Raw genomic sequence first — 14,790 nt, 5'->3', positions numbered from 1 at the left:
GGTTCGCTCTGGTCGCGCTACGCGACGGCGACCGGCTCGGCGGCGGCCGGCTCGGCGGACTTCGGCTTGCGGGCGCCGCCCTGGCGGAAGGTGCCGAGGAAGTCGAGCAGCAGCTTCCAGCGGGCCGGCAGGTCGCGGTCGTCCTCCTTGAGGGCGTTGATCCGGCGGGCGATCTTCTCGAGCATCTTCATCGCGCGGTCGTCGACCTGCATCCGCTGCTCGAACAGGCTGCGGTAGACGGCCTGCGCGACGGCCTCGCGCGCGGCGAGGTACTTCTGCTCGGCCTGGGCCTCGAGGAGCGCCTCGGGGGTGACGTCCGGCAGGTTGAGCGCGGCCGCGTCCTCCTCGAGCAGCGCCGCCACGTCGTCCAGGATGCCCGCGTAGCCGGGCAGCGCCTTGCGCAGCCGCGCTGTCTGCTCGGGCTTGAGCGGCGGTGAGAGCGTCACGCCCAGCATGTCGGCCACCTCGCGGGTGCTCGGCGGCCTGGCCGGCCTGGTGCTGCTCGGCTTCGTGGTGGGTTTGACGCTCGTCTTCTTCGTCGTCTGCTTCGTCGTTCGGGGTGCCATGGAGTCCTCCTGGCTGGTTCAAGGTCGATGATGGCTTCGCCACCAGGGAATGATGGGTCGGCCATCATTCCATCCTGGAACGTCCATCGTCGGAGCCTGCGGGGTCAACCCCGGAGCATGGCCCGGCCAACCTCCAGCACGGGTTCGGCACCATCGCGTCGGTTGGCTGTCGACCCCGCCCAGAACGTCGAGGGGCCGGCCCTCGGAGACGAGGGCGCGCACCAGGTCCTGTCCGTCTGGACCGGCGCGCTTCCGGAGGCGCTGCTGCGGGCCACGGGGCGGTTCGTGACGTGCCCTGACGTCGGGGCGCGCGCAGGTCACACGGCGTGATGACTCGACGGAGCTGCCCGGAATTGAAGAGGTGGAGGCGGCTGCTCCGGCCCCTGCGGCCCGTACGCATGGGCCTGGCGCGCCGCTCGAGAGTCAGCATGGCTGCCATCACCCGAGAGACGACCCGATGCCCTCTGTGACCCATGAAGCCCTGGTGGAGCTGTTCAAGAACCGGCCGACGCTGGCCGCCGAGATGCTGCAGGACGCGCTCGGCCAGCCGATACCGGCCTTCACGGAGGCGCGCGTCGAGTCCTCCGACCTCGCCGAGATCGTGCCTTCGGACCGCCGGGCGGACGTCATTGTCGTGCTGCTGGTAGGCGAGCAGCAGCGGCCCGCGATGGCCATCGTGGTCGAGGTCCAGCTCGGCGTGGACCCGGACAAGCCGTACGTCTGGCCGGTCTATGTCAGCCAGACGAGGGCCCGGCACCGCTGCCCGACGTGGCTGCTGGCCGTGACGGTCGACGCGGAGATTGCGCGGTGGTGCGCGAGGCCGATCGAGATGGGCCACCCCGGCTTGACGCTGACGCCGCTGGTGCTCGGGCCCGCGGGCGTCCCGGTCGTGACCGATGTCGAGCAGGCGAGGGCGGCGCCCGAGGTGGTCGTGCTCTCGGCCATGGCGCACGGGCAGGAGGAGGTCGGGGAGGCGATCGGCGTGGCGTTCCTGGGGGCGGTTCCCGGGCTCGATGAGGAGCGCCGCACCCTGTACTGGGACCTGGTGCTATCCTCGCTGAACGCAGCGGCGAGGCGGACGTTGGAGGCGATGATGAAGAGCGGATACGAGTTTCAGAGTGAATTCGCGCGCAGCTACGTGGCGAAGGGCGTGGAGAAGGGCCGGAAGGAGGGCCGGGAGCAGGGGATCCTCGAAGCCAAGGCGCAGGCCGTGCTCGCCTTCCTCGAGGCCCGCGGGCTGGAGGTCCCTGCCGAGGTCCGGGAGCGCGTCCTCACGAGCACCGACGTGGCCGAGCTGGACCGCTGGATCCGCCGCGCTGCCGCCGTCGGCGACGCCAAGGAGCTGCTCGCGACGACCGGCTCCTGAGCGCGCACCGCCTCGGCGCGGCAGGAACGCGCGCAAGCGAGCTCGATGGAGGCGATGATGAAGAGCGGATACGAGTTTCAGAGTGAATTCGCGCGCAGCTACGTGGCGAAGGGCGTGGAGAAGGGCCGGAAGGAGGGGATCCTCGAAGCCAAGGCGCACGACGTGCTGGCCTTCCTCGAGGCCCGCGGGCTGGAGGTCCCTGCCGAGGTCCGGGAGCGCGTCCTCGCGAGCACCGACCTCGCCGAGCTGGACCGCTGGATCCGCCGCGCTGCATCCGTCGGCGACGCCAGGGAGCTGCTCGCGACGACCGGCTCCTGAGCGCGCACCGCCTCGGCGCGGCAGGAACGCGCGCAAGCGAGCTCGATCCTGGAAGCCGTGGAGCCCCGTGCGCGGCGCGGCGGCCGACCTCGCGCGCTGGTCTATCAGCGTGGCATGCCGCTCGCACTGTAATTCCGTGCGCAATGGAGGTCGCTGCGCGGGGAGGCGGCTCATGCACAGCAGGATCGGGCTGGCCAGGGTCGCGCTCGTGGGAACGCCAGCCTGTGGAGCAGCAGACGAACCGACCGACGCGGGAGGAGAGCAGGACGGCAGGGCGGAGGCTGATCCGTCGCCGCGCAGCTTCGCGGTCTCGCTCGACCGGGTGACGACGGTGGCGACCGTGATCCCCCAGATCCTGGAGGCGGGACGGCACGAACTCGCCGCGGCGTGCGCTGACCGTCCTGAGGCGTGGATCCGGGTCTTCAACCCGCGCGACCCAGGCGCCTAGGGGGACGTGCCCTGCGCCTCGATGCGCTGCGGCGAGGCAGAGGCGAGCACCGAACCGGCACCCGATGCTGACAGCGAGCCGAGCGGCGCGGCTCAGCAGCCATGGAGCCCGATCGGGTTAGGGTGCGGCATCTTCATGCTCGGGGCGACGATGGTCGCGACGTCCGTGCTCTGCCCCAGGGCGAGGGACCCGCGGGACGCGCAACGCTGCTCGGACAACTCGGGCGCCGCCCTCGGCACCCTGGGAGTCTTCTGCGGCTTCCTCTGAGCCATGGGCAAGGTCCTGAGAACCGCCGGCATCGTGGCATCCGGCGTGGCGCTCGTCGCCGCGGCGGTGTTCGACGCGCCTGTCCCTCGTGGGACGCTCTCTCCCGTGGGCTGGCTCCACATCGGCCTGCCGCTCTACCTGTACGTGTTCTCGCAGTGCTGGCTCGAGGAGGGTCGGGCCCGCGAGCGGCGTGCTCGCGGGCTGCCGGACCCGGACTAGCACTTCGTTCCCTAAGTTTGTCCCGGGTTCGGACTCGCCATATCTACGCGAACTTACTACGTTTTATGGCCACGTGACCCCGGACGAACTTGGGGAACGCTGTACTAGCCGCCGTAAGCGCCCAGCCATCGCCATAGGCGCTACCCCTTGCGCTATCGCCGGGGTCGACGATGCTGAGCGCGGGCGGCGACTACCCACGGTCCGAGCGGACCCGGGCGGATACTAGAGGGCCGGCGAGGTGCTCTCCCCCGGCACCCCGGTGGCAAGGACCGAGGGTCCGTTTCGTTCAGGGCGCGCCGGCGTCGCCTGCGGCCGGAGCAGCGGGCGACGAGCGCGCCCACGCGTCGGGCAGCAGCTCGTCCAGCCGTTCACGCGGCCAGCTTGCCGCCCAGCGTCAGTCAAGGCGCGAATGTGAAGGCCGCCGTGGCGACACCTGCCTGGATCACGCGGCCCCTGATTCCGGTGTCATAGCAGATTCCACTGTACGTTTGATCGTGCGCAGGGTTGAACATGGTGAACTGCGACCCAGACCAGCCGCCATGCATATCCCCTCCTGAGCCGAAAGAACCGCTGAAGCTTCCGCGGGTTACCGAGTTGAACGTAACGATGTGCCCCGAATTCGTGCCGTAGACGATGTTAGTGTTCCTATCGACATCGAACTTGATGTAAACGTTGGACAGTGCCTTGCCTAGTGCGATGTATCGGCTGCAGTCGACCTCCTGCTCGGCAAACGCCTCAGATGTTCCGCAGAGAACGGCGAATGTCGCCATGAGCATTGCAATCTTGGACATTTTCTTCTCCTCGGTTGGATCCCTTGCCGAAGTGATCCTGGAAGTGCGCATCTCGCTCGTCAACGGTCCCCCCACGGTGCGCGCGCCCACACCTACCGTGGGGTCCGCCTCGCTGAAGGTGGCGAGCTCGGCGGCGCCCCCCGCAGCGGCGCGGCCGTGGCCGTGCGAGCCGGGGTGAACTCGGGCGGCTCGTACCTGTGCTGGCCGCGTCGATGTCGCCGTCCGCCTAGTCGAGCACGCGGGGGAGGTGGACACCCGCGTGCTCCGGGCTGACGTTGAGCTCGCATGGCTGCCAGCGAGGCCCGCACCGGTGCCGCGGCCTGGTCGAGCGCGGAGCAGCTGCGGCCGTCGAGGAGGACGCCGGCGAGTTCGGGGCCGTTGATGCCCTGATGGGCGCGGAGCGGCCGAGCAGGTCGAGGGCCACGTCGGGCGCTGGTGACTGGATACCGGTGTTGTTCAGTGCCGGCGAACGCGGCGCCATCATCACCTGGTCGGGCTCGGTCACCTCGCCGGCGAGTCCTCGAGCGCGGGTCGGTGCCGCGGCCTGGTCAAGCGCGGAGCGGCCGCGGCTGCGGCGAGGCAGAGGCGAGCACCGAACCGGCACCCGATGCTGACAGCGAGCCGAGCGGCGCGGCTCAGCAGCCATGGAGCCCGATCGGGTTGGGGTGCGGCATCTTCATGCTCGGGGCGACGAGGGTCGCGACGTCCGTGCTCTGCCCCAGGGCGAGGGACCCGCGGGACGCGCAACGCTGCTCAGACTACTCGGGCGCCGCCCTCGGCACCCTGGGAGTCTTCTGCGGCTTCCTCTGAGCCATGGGCAAGGTCCTGAGAACCGCCGGCATCGTGGCATCCGGCGTGGCGCTCGTCGCCGCGGCGGTGTTCGACGCGCCTGTCCCTCGTGGGACGCTCTCTCCCGTGGGCTGGCTCCACATCGGCCTGCCGCTCTACCTGTACGTGTTCTCGCAGTGCTGGCTCGAGGAGGGTCGGGCCCGCAAGCGGCGTGCTCGCGGGGTGCCGGACCCGGACTAGCCGCCCGGCCCGCACGACGACGCGGCGAGATCGGCGGTCTGCCAGCCGGCGGACGATCAGCGCCCCAAGGGCCGCCTGGAAGCCGCGCAGGACCACCCGGGCCCGCTGCGCGGCCTCGAGGCGCCACGGCACCCAGTCGTCAGGGGCACCCGTCACCCGCGCGGCAATGCTTGCCTCCTCCCGAGCCGGAGCTCGCCAGCGTTGCGCATCGTGACCAGGCCACCACGACGGCAGCGCCGCGAGGGACGCGGACCCGTGTCTCAGGCCGCGGCGATCCTGTGCGTCGTGCGTCCTCCAGCAGGCGACGAGGCGCAGGGCGCATCCGGGGACGACAGCACGTTGGCTAAAGAAAAACTGCTCACGCGTGCGGCTGAAGTGGCACCGCCCCAAGGTGCTTCTCCAATTCGCTTACAATCACTGACGCATCTTCCTGAAGCAGTGGATCGTTCTTGATCTCCATCCACGTTCGCCATCTCATCTGACGTGGGATTGTTGCTTCGCCGCTCGCACTGTGGATCGACAATGCTCGCGTCCATTCCGGCTGAACAAATTGAGGAACAGCAGGACTCAATCGAAGCGTTGCGGCAAATACATAGTATTCGAACTCGGTGTACAAGCCAACGCGACGGGACACTCGACGGTCGGTACACATAAAAAGTGGCTGCTCGATGAGTTGAACGTCGCCCGCATCGACCCCGAGCTCCTCGCTAACCTCGCGAACGGCGCACTTGATTAGGTTTCCCTCATCCTTCGGCTCCATCAAGCCGCCGATGAACCAATAATACCCAGAGTTGGACGATGTGCGTCCGTCCCCATCACGACGCCCCCAAGACTCGGACCACTGCATCAGAATGCAGGTCTCGCCCCCGACAATTGCTTTTATGATAATCAAAGACGACTTCGCGTGGCGTGCAACCTTGGCAGCGGGTCGCCTCTTGAATTTGGCCCAGTTTACGCGACTCTGCTCCATTCTTCGTATGAGCTCTCGCAGCCGATAACGCTCATTGATATTTGTCTCGGCATCATCGAAGGCACCGATGAAGGGAGCGTCTTCTTCCAGGTGACGAGCCATGCTAGTTAAAAAATCGGTGGCGATGTCTGAATTGGCTCGAACAGTTAATCTTTGACTAATTGCACGAATTGATATCAATCCGAGGCTACGAAGCAGATTCAGAATCGCGACACCTTCGTTTTTGTATTTCCAATTTTTTAGAAGATCGTCGGCTGCAACTTCACCATGGCTAATTGTGTCCAGCGTGGACACAACCGTTGATATGGTGGCTTTAGAATCACTTAGTGCAACTAGTGGATCGATCTCTGGTGCCGACACACCGCCCTCGGCTAGCTGCGCAATCTTCTCGTACGCTCTGAACTTCACGACGACACGCTGGGCTACAGAAACAAGAAACGCCACAGCAAGAAATGCTCGATATGGATGCGCGCCAAATTGTTCGATCTTGATCGCATTGAGTCCGAGGAGAGGCTCGGTGATCTGCCACACGAAAGCTAGCGCAGACCCGCCCGTGCATGATACGAGCGGCACTTTTACATCTTGCCAGGACCACCTGGCATCCTTCAAAAGCGAACTCAAGTCATCTTTGTCTATTTCAGACGACATCAGGTCCTCGGCATTTAGCCATGTGATGGCTATAATCGACCACGCAGCTTCTGAATGTGATCGAGAAGTTGATTTGTGGTAGGCCGATCAGATGGCGCATATGCAAGCATCGATTTGATGAGATGATTCACTTCTGCATCCGATGAAGGTTCATTGAACTGGCGTGCAGCAACCTCGGCAGGGTCCGGCGTGTTTCCAGTGAGCATCTCAAACCAAGAGATACCGAGGGCGTAGATGTCGCACGCAGAGGACACGTCGTGCGGCAGCCGCCGCTGCTCTGGAGCCATGTAGTACCATGAACCCAGATGTATCGATGCTTGGGTCAGGGTTTCGGCTGATGTAAATTCTGGGTTCATGTCAGACCACCTAACGATACCCAGGTCGCCAATCACAAATCGCGTTGCGAAGCGCAGAATATTGGGAGGCTTCACGTCTCGGTGCACGCAACCAGAGTCGTGAATGCACTTTAGCCCCAAGAGACTCGACTCCACGACTTCAAGTGCTTGGTGAGGAGAGAGTGGGCCACTTTTTAGCATGTCGGCGACTGACTGATCTGCCAGATCCATAATCAAGAACGGATGGTCGTCTACTTCGCCGAAGTCTCTGTGAACCACAATATTAGGGTGCGACAGGCGAATTCCGTTCTTCACCTCGCGAGAAAATCGCTCACGAAGAACTTGCAGGTTAGCGGGCTTCAGTAGGTCTGTCCTAGGATTAACAATTTTAGCGGCGCATATCTCGCCAGTTGCAATGTTTCTACATTTCCAGACATGAGCTGCGGCTCCGCTATTTAAGTAGTTTATCAATTCATAGTCGGCCTTCAAGCCCGAAATGGTGACACCTTTGGTGATAGTTAACTGGCTCGGGCGTTTTTGAGTGAAAGCATCGGAAATTTCGTCAGTTGTTAGCGTAGTACCATCACGAAGTACACGATAGATACCCTTTCCCTCCTGCGCCAAGAAAGGATCAAGTTTGTTTTTGCGACGATGGGTGCCCAGAGTGTCAGGCTCCCAGCCAGTCTTCAAGAGAATCTCGCTTTCGGTCAAGATAGTCCCCGCCTGTTTCGACGAAAGAAGGTTGAAAAAATTCTTGAGCTGCGGCTTCAGCTTGGTCGACATGATTACGACACTCTCCTTAATACGGTGCCCACGCCGGACATGCTGCTTGCCGAGTGGTGATATAAAGCGCAGCCTAATGGGCCCTGAGCAGTCAGGCGGCTCCGCGTTTTGTGAGTCTACTCAGGGGCTTTGTTAGCACAGACCCTCGAGTGTCGGCTTCTGAGGTGCGATTTGACTGGATCTGAATGCACCATCGTCGCAACGTTCGACCGCGCCGAACAATCATAGATCGGGTGAGCGTGGTACAGTCCCCAAGGAAAGATTCGGCTGTTTGGGGATCTAGTTGCCGTGCACTTGACACTTTCGACCATGCAAGCCACGCACGGCCGCATTCACTTTGTTCGAATTGAAGGCCAAGTGCCTCTGCTTGGCCTTCCGCGGAGAGTTGCAGGATCTGTCGGCCAGTCGGCAGAACAGCACTTGAGGACATAAGCCCGAGCAGTCGCGCGGCATGCTTCACGTAGTTTACATGTCGGAGGGATAGGTTGATCGTGTCGGGCGAAAGCTCGCCACGAGTGGCCAACACCGAGACCGCTTCGACTATGCGTCCAAAAGAGTCGAACTGCGGTATAACGGACGAAGGAAGACGCTGGGCAAGCTGTGCTGCCGTTGCAGCCCTTATCCTACTAATGGCCACCGCTCTACTCCCGCCCTTCGCGACGACTTCACCTGGCAGATATGGAGGGCAGCGTATATTTACATTGCTCTGACAAAGTGTCAAGAGGCGACTACCCCCTGGACCATATTCCCATCGCAGTGGCTTGCCTCGTTCCCGAGAGCGAGCTTGCTGGACGAGTCTCACTTACAGTCGCGCCAAGTCTACCGGTCCATCCCTAGTTGGATTTTTTGCTCGTTGCCGAATTCGCGCAAGCTTAGCGCCGGCACATGGTCGCATGGATGCGCACAATGGGCGCGGGTGTGCTCCTATGTGGGCATAGGTCCGAGTTGATTGTAGTTGTTTTCCGTGATCCGCGAAGAATTCCGTAGATCACAGGCACCTCCTCGGCTCACAAGATCACGCTTTGTGCATAGAACGTGTGAGCGGGTGTTTCCGGCGTCGCCGCGCGGTGGTTACGTGCTGTTCTCGCGGTGCGAGACTAGCACGACACCGCAGTTCCAGCGTGCTATGGTCGGGCATGAGCGCCCTGCCACATCAGCGCCGTTCGCACACTTCTGCCGTTAGCGATACGGCGCACCCTTTCATCAAGTGGGCCGGGGGAAAACGACAGCTGTTGCCGAATCTGCTGCGTTTCGTTCCTACCCAATACGGCACTTACTTCGAGCCGTTTGTTGGCGGGGCGGCCCTGTTTTTTGCTCTTCGCCCTCCGAAAGCTGTGCTGTCAGATCTCAACGAGCGCTTGATTCGTACTTATCGTGGTGTTGCGTCAGACGTAGAAGGTGTAATCGATTCTCTCTCGCGGTGGCCCTACGACCGGGATTTTTTTGAGAAACTTCGTAAGGCCGATACGTCTCAGATGTCCGATGCCGAGCTCGCAGCATGGTTTGTATATCTGAACCGCACGGGTTTCAACGGTCTGTACCGCGTTAATAAGAGCAATCAGTTTAACGTTCCCTTTGGCAGCTATGCTAATCCGAAGATTTGTGACGCTGATGCTCTTCGAACGTGTAGTGTGGCGCTTAGGATGTCGGCGGAGTTGAAGATATGCGATTTTGAAGCTGCGGTCTGCAATGCGCGAGCCGGAGACTTTGTGTACTTCGATCCGCCGTACGTGCCTATATCTGAGTATTCTAATTTTACGCGATACACGGCTGATACGTTCGGCTCTGATGACCAGCAAAGGCTTCGTGATGTGGCCCTGCGTCTGAAGCGAATTGGGGTGAACGTTCTGTTGTCCAATTCGTCGGCGCCTGCGGTTTACGAGCTGTATAGTCAAGGCTTCGAGATCTGTGCTGTGAACGCCAAGCGCGCATTGAACTGCAAGGCTGACAGGCGCGGTGCTGTTGCTGAATTGATCATTCGGTAGTTTGTGTTTAGTTTATGGGTTTTTTGCGGAGTTATTCGAAGCTTGCGACGAGTTGATGGTGTTGATGTTCATTGGACAGAATGGCTTGTAGCTACCGAATTGGCGAGATATGTAATCCCTGACAGTCTCTCCGCCTTCGCCGCCCCCTCTCTAGAGGCCGCCTCGTCGCCCGCGGCCTCATCCGCGCCTTCCACCATCTCCGTCCCGAGCTGCGCGAGCTCCGTATCCGCCCAGCCAAGGGCATCGTGACCGTTCGCGCGGCGCCGGTTACCTGTCCCCATCGCGACGAAGGAGGAAGCGATGGCGACGAGGGCGGAGTGGGTCGAGCGGGTGGAGCGATGGGAGCGCAGCGGGCTGAGCGCCGAGAAGTTCGCGCGGTGCGAGGGGTACAAGCCCAAGCAGCTGTACTGGTGGCGCTGGAAGCTGCGAGCTGACGGGCATTCGCAGCCCTCGCCGACGGAGACGCCGCGCTTCCTTCCGGTGCACGTGGTGGCCGACGTCTCGCCGGTCGTGGCGGAGCCGATCGAGATCGCGCTACCCGCGAATCTATGGCGACGGCACGCATCAGGCGAGGATGGGGTCTACAGCACGGATACCGCTACCCAACAGGCGGGTGGTTCGCGTTCGGCCGGGCTTATGAGTGGGCGGTTACCGAGCTCCTGGCGCTCGCCGCCACCGGCCTCTCCCTGCACGAGATCCCCGCCTCCCTCTCGCTCCCGCGCCCCACGGTCGCCACCCGCCTCCGCCTCGCGCGCCGCCTTTTCGCCCGCGCCCTCACCCGCTCTCGGAGGTGGCCGCGATGAACCCGATGAGCCGCGTCCCCGTCGACGCCCCCGCCGAGACGGCGGCCGAGCTGCCGACCGCGACCGAGGCCGCCCTCCTCGAGATGGTGCTCGGCCTCCCCGGCGTCGGGCCGCGCATCCTCGGCACGGCCGCTCTCCCCTCGCTCGGTCGCCTCTCGCCCGCGGCCCTCGCCGAGCGCACCCAGATCGCGCTCTTCGACGCCACCCGGCTCGCCGCCGCCTTCGAGCTCGGACGCCGCTACCATGCCGCCCGCGCCCGCCGGGGAGCGCTCCTCACCGACGCCGCCCGCGTGGCGCGTTACTTCGGCCCGAGGCTCGCGTCCCTCGGCCACGAGGAGCTCTGGATCGCGGCGCTCGACAGCCACGGTCGCGTCCGTGAGACACGCCTGCTCGCCCGCGGTATCGACGACGGCCTCTACGTCGGCCGCGCGACCGTCCTGCGCGCCGCGCTGGACATGGCCGCCCAGAGCTTCGTCCTCGCCCATAACCATCCCAGCGGCGACCCGACGCCCACCCGCGAGGACGAAGCGATGACCCTGGAGCTGCGCCACCTCTCCGCCGAGCTGCACGTCCCGCTCACCGCCCACGTCATCGTCACGCCCAGCGGCCGCTACGCCGCCGTCCACGAGTAGGCCCTCGCGGGGCGCAGCGCTCCTGCGCCCTGCGCATCCAGCAGCCAGCCTCCAGCGCACCGCCCGGCCGGGAGCTCCGCACGCCCCCGGGCGTGGCACGAGCTCCGAAGCACGTGGAGCCACCGCGCTCCAACCCAGGGCACCGCGTCCCGGTCGACCCGCGCCGGCGCGCCGCCTCCGGCGACCGCCAGCGCGCCGGCGTCCGCACCGGGGAGGCCCGGCATCCTCAGCCAGGCGCACGACCTCGGACAGCGCGCTGACAGGCGCTCGCCGCGGCTGGGACCGCGCTCTCGTGGTAGGGTCGACCATGAGCACCGGCGTGCTGCCCGGCAACCTGGAGCCTGCTCGCAACGCACCGGAGGTCGAGGCCGCCTTCGAGGCGGTGCCGCCCGAGAGCGTGGCAGAGATCCTCGACGGGGAGCTCTTCACCTTTCCGCGGCCCGGCCGCCCCCACACGCGGAGCGCATCGCGCCTTGGGATGAAGCTCGGCAGCGCCTTCGACCTCGGCGATGACGGGCCCGGCGGCTGGGTGCTCCTGGATGAGCCGGAACTCCACCTCGGGCCGCGGCCCGACAAGGTGGTACCCGATCTGGCAGGGTGGAAGCGGGAGCGCATGCCGGACGCCCTCGGGGACGAGGACACGCCGGCGCACTACGACGTCCCTCCCGACTGGGTGTGCGAAGTGATCTCGCCGCGTACCGAGCGCGTCGACCGAGGGAAGAAGATGCGGATCTACCGGCGCGAAGGCGTGGGGCACGTGTGGCTGCTCAGCCCCTTGCTGCGGACGCTGGAGGTTTACCGACTCGAGGGCGGGCGGTGGGTGCTCCTCGAGACCTACGAAGACGACGCGAAGGTGAGGGCCGAGCCGTTCGACGCGGTGGAGCTCGATCTGGCGGCGATCTGGACCCGATGAGCGATCGCAGGCGAACGCGCCTCATCGGAAGTGGACATCGATCGAGGCTCGGCGTGGTCCTCCCCCGCTTCCCCCTGGAACTACGCCACCTCTCCGAGGAGCTGTACGTCCAGCTCCAGGCCCACGTCATCGTCACGTCCAGCGGCGCTACGCCGCCGTTCACGAGCAGGCATCGCGCGGCGCAGCGCCCCTCTGCATCGAGCAGCCAGCCTCCAGCCAACCGCCCCGGCCGGGAGCTCCACAAGCCTCCGGCAGCCGCACGACCCGCTCATCTCATTGCCGGCGCACGACGGTGGTGCGTGCTTTGCGGATCAGCCGCTCGAGGCGGCGGAGCAACCTGTCCTCGCCGAGGGCGGCCTCGAGCTCGCCGAGGAGACCGCGGATGCGCTCGAGGTCGAGGTCGGTTTGCTCGAGCAGCACGCCGCTCACGTCCTCGAGGTCCTTGGGGCGGCCGGCCAGGACCTTGGTGACGACCAGGTCTTCCGGGCTGATCATCGGCACGCGCACGCCGCCGAGGGCGATCAGCCTGCGGCGATCCAGGAACTCGGTGTGCAGGCTCGACGCCGCGATCACCACGTCGATGGGCATGCCGGTCGGGCGGTGCACGAGCGGGAGCAGGCGGGCTTCGCGGAGGAAGTCGTCGCCGAGGTACATCCGGGGTTTGGGGCGGAGGGCGCCGAAAGGCGACCCGGAGCCCCAAGGGTCAGACCAGCGGTCGAAGCCCGCGCGCGAGAGGTCGTCCACGAGGGTGAGCGTGCTGGTCTGCGCAAGGTCGACGGTGACGTCGACGTCCGCGGTCATGCGGGGCCTCCCGTAGGCCACGGCGGCCTGCGCGCCGAAGACGTACCAGCGGAGGCGGCGCCTTCGCAGCGCCGCGGCGAGGTCAGCGAGCAGGGCGACGGCGGCGGGCCGCGACGCGGTCGAGGGCCTCGAGGACGCGGAGGTGCGTGGCGAGGTCTTCGCGGCGCTCTTCTTCGCTCGGCCAGCCGGGCTTTTGCGCGAGGACTTGCTTGCGGAGCTCATCGGCGATCCGGATCCCGGCGGCAGGGCCGTGCTGCCTCTTCCAGTCGCACCAGTAGAGCTCCTTGTCGCGCTGGGCGGCCTCCCAGCCCTGGCGAGCGAACCGCCGGAGCTCGTCAGCGTTGCGCATCGTGACCAGGCTACCATGACGGCAGCGCCGCGGGGACGCGGACCCGTGTCTACACGCGGGGCCTGAATCCAGCGGCGCGCGACAGCGCCCGCGCGCCGCTACTAGCGTGGGGCGATGCGCGAGCGCCTCGACGGGATCGCCGCCAAGCTGACCGCCGTTCGCGCGCGGGAGCTCTCGTGCTTCGGCAGCGACGCCCATCGCCTGATAGCGCCCTCAGTCGTAATACTCGTTCCCCAGGTGCGTGATCAGCTCTTCCCCCATCATCCAGCGCAGCGTGTTCTTCAGCTTCATCGACTGGATGAACAGGTCGTGCTCCGGGTAGAGCTCCGGCGCCGTCATCGGGCTCTTGAAGTAGAAGCTCAGCCACTCCTGCGTCCCGCTGAAGCCGGCCCGCGCCGCGAGGTCGAGGAACAGCGCCAGGTCGAGCACGATCGGCGCCGCAAGGATCGAGTCCCGGCAGAGGAAGTTCACCTTCATCTGCATCGGATAGCCGAGCCACCCGAACAGATCGATGTTGTCCCAGCCCTCCTTCGCGTCCCCGCGCGGCGGATAATGCTCGATCCGCACCTTGTGGTAGAGCTTCGAATACAGCTCCTTGTAAAGAGCCGGCTGGAGGATCTGCTCGAGCACGCTGAGCTTCGAGGCCTCCTTCGTCTTGAACGAGTCCGGGTCGTCGAGCACCACGCCGTCGCGGTTGCCGAGGATGTTCGTCGAGAACCACCCCGAGATCCCGAGCATCCGCGCCTTGAACGCCGGCGCGATCACCGTCTTCATCAGGGTCTGCCCCGTCTTGAAATCCTTGCCCGCGATCGGCACCCCGTGGGTCCGCGAGAGCTCCGACGCCGCCGGGAAGTCCACGGTCAGGTTCGGCGCCCCGTTCGCGAATGGGACCCCCTCCTTGATGCACGCCCACGCGTAGATCTGCGAGTTCGAGATGCCCGGGTGGTTCGCGAGCAGCCCCGCCTCGAACGCCGCCACCGACTGGTGCACCTCCGACGGCGCAATGAAGATCTCCGTCGAGCCGCACCACACAGCCACCGCCCGGTCCGCCCCGCGCGACCGCACGAAGCCGCGGATGTCGTCCCGCAGCTGCTCCACCATGTCGGCCTTGCTCCGGCCGGTCTTCACGTGCGGGCCGTGGAGCCGGCGCACGTAGTCCGGGTAGAACACCGCCTTCATCGGCGTCACCGCCGCGAGCTCCTCGCGGACCGCATCGAGGTGCGCGGCCTCCAGCACCTTCGCCTCCACCGCCGCCTCATGGGCGTTGTCAGGGAAGATGTCCCAGCCGCCGAACTCGAGATCATCGAGCGACGCGAGCGGGACGAAATCCTTGATCCGCGGAGAGCGGTTGTCCGTGCGCTTCCCCAGCCGGATCGTCCCGAGCTGCGTCAGCGCCCCCACCGGCGCAGCGACCCCGCGCCGCGCGAGCATCACGCCCGCGATCGTCGTCGTCGACACGGCCCCGAGCCCCGGGAGGAGCACGGCCAGCTTCCCCTGCGGCTTCACCAGCTTCTGCGGCTGCTTCATCCGATCATCTCCTTGCTCGCTCCAGCGCAGCCGCTCCCGG

At 65.3% G+C, this 14,790-nt stretch carries 17 protein-coding genes and 1 pseudogene; 10 read left to right on the top strand and 8 right to left on the bottom strand.

Annotation, left to right across the window (positions count from 1 at the left end; genetic code table 11):
- Positions 1–17: 17 nt before the first annotated feature.
- On the bottom strand, positions 18–566 hold the full coding sequence (locus tag WME89_RS41595) for a hypothetical protein (RefSeq protein WP_438005129.1): 549 nt from the start codon (positions 564–566) through the stop codon (positions 18–20).
- 162 nt (positions 567–728) lie between these two features.
- Here WME89_RS41595 and WME89_RS41590 point away from each other — a divergent pair, with 162 nt between their 5' ends.
- The 4 genes from WME89_RS41590 to WME89_RS41575 all read left to right on the top strand — a co-directional run bounded on the left by WME89_RS41590 (position 729) and on the right by WME89_RS41575 (position 2,698).
- Complete coding sequence (locus tag WME89_RS41590) at positions 729–896, top strand: hypothetical protein (RefSeq protein ID WP_438005128.1); 168 nt, start codon at positions 729–731, stop codon at positions 894–896.
- 127 nt (positions 897–1,023) lie between these two features.
- Positions 1,024–1,932: a hypothetical protein gene (locus WME89_RS41585; protein WP_438005127.1), complete on the top strand. Its 909-nt coding sequence runs from the start codon at positions 1,024–1,026 to the stop codon at positions 1,930–1,932.
- Positions 1,933–1,986: 54 nt separating this feature from the next.
- Positions 1,987–2,250, top strand: a complete 264-nt coding sequence (locus WME89_RS41580) for a hypothetical protein (protein WP_438005126.1) — start codon at positions 1,987–1,989, stop codon at positions 2,248–2,250.
- A 172-nt stretch (positions 2,251–2,422) separates the two neighbouring features.
- Positions 2,423–2,698, top strand: a complete 276-nt coding sequence (locus WME89_RS41575) for a hypothetical protein (protein ID WP_438005125.1) — start codon at positions 2,423–2,425, stop codon at positions 2,696–2,698.
- 92 nt (positions 2,699–2,790) lie between these two features.
- On the opposite strand, the gene WME89_RS41570 is transcribed toward WME89_RS41575, so the two are convergent.
- The gene (locus WME89_RS41570) at positions 2,791–2,970 is read right to left on the bottom strand and encodes a hypothetical protein (RefSeq protein ID WP_438005124.1); all 180 of its coding nucleotides are present in this window, start codon (positions 2,968–2,970) and stop codon (positions 2,791–2,793) included.
- Here WME89_RS41570 and WME89_RS41565 point away from each other — a divergent pair.
- Positions 2,969–3,184 (top strand): hypothetical protein, encoded by a 216-nt coding sequence (locus tag WME89_RS41565; RefSeq protein ID WP_438005123.1) that lies wholly within the window; start codon positions 2,969–2,971, stop codon positions 3,182–3,184. The genes WME89_RS41570 and WME89_RS41565 overlap by 2 nt on opposite strands.
- Before the next feature lie 398 nt (positions 3,185–3,582).
- On the opposite strand, the gene WME89_RS41560 is transcribed toward WME89_RS41565, so the two are convergent.
- The gene (locus WME89_RS41560; RefSeq protein ID WP_438005122.1) at positions 3,583–3,975 is read right to left on the bottom strand and encodes a hypothetical protein; all 393 of its coding nucleotides are present in this window, start codon (positions 3,973–3,975) and stop codon (positions 3,583–3,585) included.
- 813 nt (positions 3,976–4,788) lie between these two features.
- On the opposite strand from WME89_RS41560, the gene WME89_RS41555 reads away from it, so the two are divergent.
- On the top strand, positions 4,789–5,004 hold the full coding sequence (locus tag WME89_RS41555; protein ID WP_438005121.1) for a hypothetical protein: 216 nt from the start codon (positions 4,789–4,791) through the stop codon (positions 5,002–5,004).
- A gap of 358 nt (positions 5,005–5,362) precedes the next feature.
- On the opposite strand, the gene WME89_RS41550 is transcribed toward WME89_RS41555, so the two are convergent.
- Both WME89_RS41550 and WME89_RS41545 read right to left on the bottom strand, forming a co-directional pair.
- Positions 5,363–6,505: an NUDIX hydrolase gene (locus tag WME89_RS41550; RefSeq protein WP_438005120.1), complete on the bottom strand. Its 1,143-nt coding sequence runs from the start codon at positions 6,503–6,505 to the stop codon at positions 5,363–5,365.
- A 146-nt stretch (positions 6,506–6,651) separates the two neighbouring features.
- Positions 6,652–7,740 (bottom strand): serine/threonine-protein kinase, encoded by a 1,089-nt coding sequence (locus WME89_RS41545; RefSeq protein WP_438005119.1) that lies wholly within the window; start codon positions 7,738–7,740, stop codon positions 6,652–6,654.
- 1,136 nt (positions 7,741–8,876) lie between these two features.
- Here WME89_RS41545 and WME89_RS41540 point away from each other — a divergent pair.
- The 4 genes and pseudogenes from WME89_RS41540 to WME89_RS41525 all read left to right on the top strand — a co-directional run bounded on the left by WME89_RS41540 (position 8,877) and on the right by WME89_RS41525 (position 12,073).
- Positions 8,877–9,725 (top strand): DNA adenine methylase, encoded by an 849-nt coding sequence (locus WME89_RS41540; protein WP_438005118.1) that lies wholly within the window; start codon positions 8,877–8,879, stop codon positions 9,723–9,725.
- Positions 9,726–10,025: 300 nt separating this feature from the next.
- A pseudogene (gene tnpA, locus WME89_RS41535) lies at positions 10,026–10,256 on the top strand (IS66 family insertion sequence element accessory protein TnpA); the annotation flags it as partial.
- A gap of 277 nt (positions 10,257–10,533) precedes the next feature.
- Positions 10,534–11,160 (top strand): JAB domain-containing protein, encoded by a 627-nt coding sequence (locus WME89_RS41530; RefSeq protein ID WP_438012037.1) that lies wholly within the window; start codon positions 10,534–10,536, stop codon positions 11,158–11,160.
- Positions 11,161–11,467: 307 nt separating this feature from the next.
- Positions 11,468–12,073, top strand: a complete 606-nt coding sequence (locus WME89_RS41525; RefSeq protein ID WP_438005117.1) for a Uma2 family endonuclease — start codon at positions 11,468–11,470, stop codon at positions 12,071–12,073.
- A gap of 273 nt (positions 12,074–12,346) precedes the next feature.
- On the opposite strand, the gene WME89_RS41520 is transcribed toward WME89_RS41525, so the two are convergent.
- The 3 genes from WME89_RS41520 to WME89_RS41510 all read right to left on the bottom strand — a co-directional run bounded on the left by WME89_RS41520 (position 12,347) and on the right by WME89_RS41510 (position 14,750).
- Positions 12,347–12,943, bottom strand: a complete 597-nt coding sequence (locus WME89_RS41520) for a DUF6036 family nucleotidyltransferase (RefSeq protein WP_438012036.1) — start codon at positions 12,941–12,943, stop codon at positions 12,347–12,349.
- Between the two features lie 13 nt (positions 12,944–12,956).
- The gene (locus WME89_RS41515; protein ID WP_438012094.1) at positions 12,957–13,223 is read right to left on the bottom strand and encodes a hypothetical protein; all 267 of its coding nucleotides are present in this window, start codon (positions 13,221–13,223) and stop codon (positions 12,957–12,959) included.
- Positions 13,224–13,436: 213 nt separating this feature from the next.
- On the bottom strand, positions 13,437–14,750 hold the full coding sequence (locus tag WME89_RS41510; protein WP_437659067.1) for an inositol-3-phosphate synthase: 1,314 nt from the start codon (positions 14,748–14,750) through the stop codon (positions 13,437–13,439).
- Positions 14,751–14,790 lie beyond the last annotated feature (40 nt).

This window comes from Sorangium sp. So ce321, from assembly GCF_051530195.1.
Lineage (GTDB): Bacteria > Myxococcota_A > Polyangia > Polyangiales > Polyangiaceae > Sorangium.
This window is presented reverse-complemented; position numbering and strand designations above follow the sequence as displayed.

Bases quoted from the DNA above. Each gene is read 5' to 3' on its own strand.
- WME89_RS41595 (WP_438005129.1), bottom strand. From the start codon at position 566: ATGGCACCCCGAACGACGAAGCAGACGACGAAGAAGACGAGCGTCAAA.
- WME89_RS41585 (WP_438005127.1), top strand. From the start codon at position 1,024: ATGCCCTCTGTGACCCATGAAGCCCTGGTGGAGCTGTTCAAGAACCGG.
- WME89_RS41580 (WP_438005126.1), top strand. From the start codon at position 1,987: ATGATGAAGAGCGGATACGAGTTTCAGAGTGAATTCGCGCGCAGCTAC.
- WME89_RS41575 (WP_438005125.1), top strand. From the start codon at position 2,423: ATGCACAGCAGGATCGGGCTGGCCAGGGTCGCGCTCGTGGGAACGCCA.
- WME89_RS41565 (WP_438005123.1), top strand. From the start codon at position 2,969: ATGGGCAAGGTCCTGAGAACCGCCGGCATCGTGGCATCCGGCGTGGCG.
- WME89_RS41570 (WP_438005124.1), bottom strand. From the start codon at position 2,970: ATGGCTCAGAGGAAGCCGCAGAAGACTCCCAGGGTGCCGAGGGCGGCG.
- WME89_RS41560 (WP_438005122.1), bottom strand. From the start codon at position 3,975: ATGTCCAAGATTGCAATGCTCATGGCGACATTCGCCGTTCTCTGCGGA.
- WME89_RS41555 (WP_438005121.1), top strand. From the start codon at position 4,789: ATGGGCAAGGTCCTGAGAACCGCCGGCATCGTGGCATCCGGCGTGGCG.
- WME89_RS41545 (WP_438005119.1), bottom strand. From the start codon at position 7,740: ATGTCGACCAAGCTGAAGCCGCAGCTCAAGAATTTTTTCAACCTTCTT.
- WME89_RS41540 (WP_438005118.1), top strand. From the start codon at position 8,877: ATGAGCGCCCTGCCACATCAGCGCCGTTCGCACACTTCTGCCGTTAGC.
- WME89_RS41530 (WP_438012037.1), top strand. From the start codon at position 10,534: ATGAGCCGCGTCCCCGTCGACGCCCCCGCCGAGACGGCGGCCGAGCTG.
- WME89_RS41525 (WP_438005117.1), top strand. From the start codon at position 11,468: ATGAGCACCGGCGTGCTGCCCGGCAACCTGGAGCCTGCTCGCAACGCA.
- WME89_RS41515 (WP_438012094.1), bottom strand. From the start codon at position 13,223: ATGCGCAACGCTGACGAGCTCCGGCGGTTCGCTCGCCAGGGCTGGGAG.
- WME89_RS41510 (WP_437659067.1), bottom strand. From the start codon at position 14,750: ATGAAGCAGCCGCAGAAGCTGGTGAAGCCGCAGGGGAAGCTGGCCGTG.